This window comes from Streptomyces sp. NPDC055078, assembly GCF_053607985.1.
The window spans coordinates 1-5,502 of the sequence record NZ_JBSGUP010000562.1; the positions used below are offsets into that span (position 1 = coordinate 1).

Consider the following 5,502-nt stretch of genomic DNA (forward strand, 5'->3'; position numbering starts at 1 on the left):
GGCCCGGCGCCTGGGGCGGGGGGGCGCTGGATAACCGGCGGGCCAGCGGGGGTGGTGGAGTGCGCGCGGGGGCGCGGGCCGAGGGCCGCGACCCGCTGCCGCTCGGTGCCGCGATCAACCGGCTGATCACCGAGCGCGGCTGGGAGACCCCGGCAGCGGTGGGCGGTGTGATGGGGCGCTGGCCGCAGATCGTCGGCGAGGACCTGGCGAACCACTGCGTACCGCTGCGCTACGACGAGGACCCCGACCAGCGCGTCCTGACGGTGCAGTGCGATTCGACGGCCTGGGCGACGCAGCTGCGGCTGCTGGCTCCGAGGCTGGTGGCGCGGCTGAACGAGGACCTGGGGCACGGGACGGTCCGGCTGATCAAGGTGCTCGGTCCGGGCGGGCCCCGGAAGGGGTACGGCCCGCTGCGGGCGCCCGGGAGCGTCGGGCCGGGCGACACCTACGGGTGAGCGCGCCGCCGGGCAGGGCACGCGCCGGGGCCGCCGGGCGTTCCTGGGCGGTCGGCCCCGGCCGGTACGGCCTCCGCGTACGGCCGACCGATGCCGGGCCGCCGTACCGCAGGGCCCCGGCCGTCGCAGGCCGTCGGCAGTCGCCGTGGCCGCCACCGCGGCCCCGCGAGCCCCGGCGCACCCCGGCGGAAAGGCAGGGACGCCCGGAACGGCAGGACGCCGTGACGCGCGTACGGGATGCCCCCGCCGCGCGTACGGGCCGCTCCGGCGGGTCGGCGGGCCCGCGAGCCCCGGCGCCGCCCCGGCGGACCGCCGTGAGACCGTCCCGCCGCCCCTGCCCGGACGGAGCCGGCGGAGGCAGCCTTCGTGCCCGTTTTGTGATGTGTCCCTCACCGTAGTCACTCGTTGACAGTCCAAAGCGCTCAATGCCCGTGTGAGCCTCCTGAAGCCCCACCCCGAATATGGGGAGTCGGACCAGCGGTGTTCAGGGCGGCACATGCGGACTCAGCTACCGCCAAACCCCCATTCGTGTCGGCGGTACCGGTAGACTGGTGGACAATCCCGCCACCTTGCGGAACATGTCGAACGACGCAGCCGCTCCCGCCTGCCCGGAGAACGGCTTGTGCTGTGCCAGAAAGGGCGCTTCGTGGCCGATTCCGGCAACCCCAACGAGAACATCCCGTCCACCCCCGCTGATGGAAACGGCGAGGTCACCGCCTCGTACGACGCCAGTGCGATCACCGTCCTGGAGGGACTGGACGCGGTCCGCAAGCGCCCTGGCATGTACATCGGCTCGACCGGTGAGCGCGGGCTTCACCACCTGGTGTACGAGGTGGTCGACAACTCCGTCGACGAGGCCCTGGCCGGCCACGCGGACACCATCGATGTCACGATCCTCGCGGACGGCGGCGTACGCGTCGTCGACAACGGCCGAGGCATTCCCGTGGGCATCATCCCGTCCGAGAACAAGCCCGCCGTCGAGGTGGTTCTCACGGTCCTGCACGCGGGCGGCAAGTTCGGCGGCGGCGGCTATGCCGTCTCCGGCGGTCTGCACGGCGTCGGCGTCTCCGTCGTCAACGCCCTGTCGTCCAAGGTCGCGGTCGAGGTCAAGACCGACGGGTACCGCTGGACCCAGGACTACAAGCTCGGCGTGCCCACCGCGCCCCTGGCGCGGAACGAGGCGACCGAGGAGAGCGGCACCACGGTGACGTTCTGGGCCGACGGCGACATCTTCGAGACGACCGAGTACTCCTTCGAGACGCTCTCACGCCGTTTCCAGGAGATGGCCTTCCTCAACAAGGGCCTCACCCTGACGCTGACCGACGAGCGGGACTCGGCGAAGGCCACCGCGGGCGTCGACACCGTCGAGGATCCGGCCGAGGAGCAGGTCAGGACGGTCACGTACTACTACGAGGGCGGCATCGTCGACTTCGTGAAGTACCTGAACTCGCGCAAGGGCGAGCTGATCCACCCCACGGTGATCGACGTCGAGTCCGAGGACAAGGAGCGCCTGCTCTCGGTCGAGATCGCGATGCAGTGGAACTCTCAGTACACCGAGGGCGTTTACTCCTTTGCGAACACCATCCACACGCATGAGGGGGGTACGCATGAGGAGGGTTTCCGCGCCGCGCTCACGGGCCTGGTCAACCGGTACGCGCGCGACAAGAAGCTGCTGCGCGAGAAGGACGACAATTTCTCCGGCGAGGATATCCGCGAGGGTCTGACGGCGATCATCTCCGTCAAGCTGGGCGAGCCGCAGTTCGAGGGCCAGACCAAGACCAAGCTGGGCAACACCGAGGCGAAGACCTTCGTCCAGAAGGTCGTGCACGAACATCTGAGCGACTGGTTCGACCGCAATCCCAATGAGGCAGCGGACATCATCCGCAAGTCGATCCAGGCACAGACCGCGCGCGTCGCCGCCCGCAAGGCCCGTGATCTGACCCGCCGCAAGGGCCTGCTGGAGTCGGCCTCGCTGCCCGGCAAGCTCAGTGACTGCCAGTCCAACGACCCCACCAAGTGCGAGATCTTCATCGTCGAGGGCGACTCCGCCGGCGGCTCGGCGAAGTCCGGCCGTAACCCGATGTACCAGGCGATCCTGCCCATCCGCGGCAAGATCCTGAATGTCGAGAAGGCCAGGATCGACAAGATCCTGCAGAACACCGAGGTGCAGGCACTGATCTCGGCCTTCGGCACCGGGGTCCATGAGGACTTCGATATCGAGAAGCTCCGCTACCACAAGATCATCCTGATGGCGGACGCCGATGTCGACGGTCAGCACATCAACACCCTGCTGCTGACCTTCCTCTTCCGCTTTATGCGGCCCCTGGTGGAGGCAGGGCATGTGTTCCTGTCCCGTCCGCCGCTGTACAAGATCAAGTGGGGCCGGGACGACTTCGAGTACGCGTACTCGGACCGGGAGCGCGACGCTCTCGTCGAGCTGGGCAAGCAGCAGGGCAAGCGGATCAAGGAGGACTCGATCCAGCGCTTCAAGGGTCTGGGCGAGATGAACGCCGAGGAGCTGCGCATCACCACCATGGACCAGGAGCACCGCGTTCTCGGCCAGGTCACGCTGGACGACGCCGCGCAGGCCGACGACCTGTTCTCGGTGCTGATGGGTGAGGACGTCGAAGCGCGGCGCTCCTTCATCCAGCGCAACGCCAAGGACGTCCGCTTCCTCGACATCTGAGTCGGCCTCAGCTGACCGCACGAAAGGACCGAAGACCAGCAATGGCCGACGAGACACCCATTTCCGCCACCACCGAAGAAGAGCCGACGATGCGGATCGAGCCCGTCGGGCTCGAAACCGAGATGCAGCGCTCGTATCTCGACTACGCGATGTCCGTCATCGTCTCGCGCGCGCTGCCCGACGTACGGGACGGCCTCAAGCCGGTCCACCGGCGCGTGCTCTACGCGATGTACGACGGCGGCTACCGGCCCGAGAAGGGCTTCTACAAGTGCGCCCGCGTCGTCGGCGACGTCATGGGTACCTACCACCCGCACGGCGACTCCTCGATCTACGACGCCCTGGTGCGACTGGCGCAGCCGTGGTCGATGCGGATGCCCCTCGTCGACTCCAACGGCAACTTCGGCTCCCCGGGCAATGACCCGGCCGCCGCGATGCGGTACACCGAGTGCAGGCTCAAGCCGCTGTCCATGGAGATGCTCCGGGACATCGACGAGGAGACCGTCGACTTCCAGGACAACTACGACGGCCGCAACCAGGAACCGACGGTTCTCCCGGCCCGCTTCCCGAACCTGCTGGTCAACGGCTCGGCGGGGATCGCGGTCGGCATGGCCACCAACATTCCCCCGCACAATCTGCGCGAGGTCGCGGCCGGTGCCCAGTGGGCGCTGGCCCACCCCGAGGCCACGCACGAGGAGCTGCTCGACGCGCTGATCGAGCGCATCAAGGGCCCGGACTTCCCGACCGGTGCGCTCGTCGTGGGCCGCAAGGGCATCGAGGAGGCGTACCGCACCGGTCGCGGTTCCATCACGATGCGGGCGGTCGTCGAGGTCGAGGAGATCCAGAACCGCCAGTGCCTGGTGGTCACGGAGCTTCCCTACCAGGTCAACCCGGACAACCTCGCGCAGAAGATCGCCGATCTGGTGAAGGACGGCAAGATCGGCGGCATCGCCGACGTACGGGACGAGACCTCCTCCCGTACGGGCCAGCGCCTGGTCATCGTGCTCAAGCGCGACGCCGTCGCCAAGGTCGTGCTGAACAACCTCTACAAGCACACCGACCTCCAGACGAACTTCGGCGCCAACATGCTGGCCCTGGTCGACGGGGTGCCGCGCACCCTGTCCCTGGACGCCTTCATCCGGCACTGGGTGCACCACCAGATCGAGGTCATCGTCCGGCGTACGAAGTTCCGGCTGCGCAAAGCGGAGGAGCGGGCGCACATTCTGCGCGGTCTGCTCAAGGCGCTGGACGCGATCGACGAGGTCATCGCGCTCATCCGGCGCAGTGACACGGTCGAGATCGCGCGCGGCGGTCTGATGGACCTGCTCTCCATCGACGAGATCCAGGCGAACGCCATCCTGGAGATGCAGCTGCGCCGGCTGGCGGCCCTGGAACGCCAGAAGATCGTCGCGGAGCACGACGAGCTGCAGACGAAGATCAACGAGTACAACGCGATCCTCGCCTCGCCCGAGAAGCAGCGCCAGATCGTCAGTGAGGAGCTGGCGGTGATCGTCGAGAAGTTCGGCGACGACCGGCGCTCCATGCTGGTGCCCTTCGACGGCGACATGTCCATGGAGGACCTGATCGCCGAGGAGGACATCGTCGTCACCATCACGCGTGGCGGCTATGTGAAGCGTACGAAGACGGACGACTACCGCTCGCAGAAGCGCGGCGGCAAGGGCGTCCGGGGCACCAAGCTCAAGGAAGACGACATCGTCGACCACTTCTTCGTCTCCACCACCCACCACTGGCTGCTGTTCTTCACCAACAAGGGCCGGGTCTACCGCGCGAAGGCATATGAACTGCCCGACGCGGGCCGGGACGCGCGTGGTCAGCATGTGGCCAATCTTCTGGCCTTTCAGCCGGACGAGCAGATCGCCGAGATCCTCGCGATCCGCGATTACGAGGCCGCGCCGTATCTGGTGCTCGCCACCAAGGGCGGGCTGGTCAAGAAGACACCCCTCAAGGACTACGACTCGCCGCGATCGGGTGGTGTCATCGCGATCAACCTCCGCGAGACGGAGGCCGCCGGCGAGGGCTCTGCCGATGAACTGATCGGGGCGGAGCTGGTGTCCGCCGAGGACGATCTGCTGCTCATCAGCCGGAAGGCGCAGTCGATCCGGTTCACCGCGACGGACGACGCGCTGCGGCCAATGGGGCGTGCGACATCCGGCGTCAAGGGGATGAGTTTCCGTGAAGGAGACGAGCTTCTCTCCATGAATGTGGTGCGGCCCGGTACGTTCGTGTTCACTGCTACCGACGGCGGTTACGCGAAGCGGAGCGCCGTCGACGAGTACCGCGTTCAGGGTCGCGGCGGCCGCCGGAAAAAGGCCCCCCACAACGTGGAGGAACCGGGGGCGCACC

The 5,502-nt window shown here is 67.8% G+C and carries 3 protein-coding genes; all 3 read left to right on the top strand.

Translation table 11 applies throughout. The annotated features are described in order from the left end of the window. A partial coding sequence (locus tag ACWF94_RS32005; RefSeq protein ID WP_453496460.1) for a DUF721 domain-containing protein occupies positions 1-455 on the top strand: 455 nt, incomplete at its 5' end. Positions 456-1,077: 622 nt separating this feature from the next. Next, positions 1,078-3,141 carry a DNA topoisomerase (ATP-hydrolyzing) subunit B gene (gene gyrB / locus ACWF94_RS32010; protein ID WP_453496463.1) on the top strand — a complete coding sequence of 688 codons (2,064 nt, stop codon included), beginning with the start codon at positions 1,078-1,080 and terminating at the stop codon, positions 3,139-3,141. A 41-nt stretch (positions 3,142-3,182) separates the two neighbouring features. Next, a partial coding sequence (gene gyrA, locus ACWF94_RS32015; RefSeq protein ID WP_453496466.1) for a DNA gyrase subunit A occupies positions 3,183-5,502 on the top strand: 2,320 nt, incomplete at its 3' end.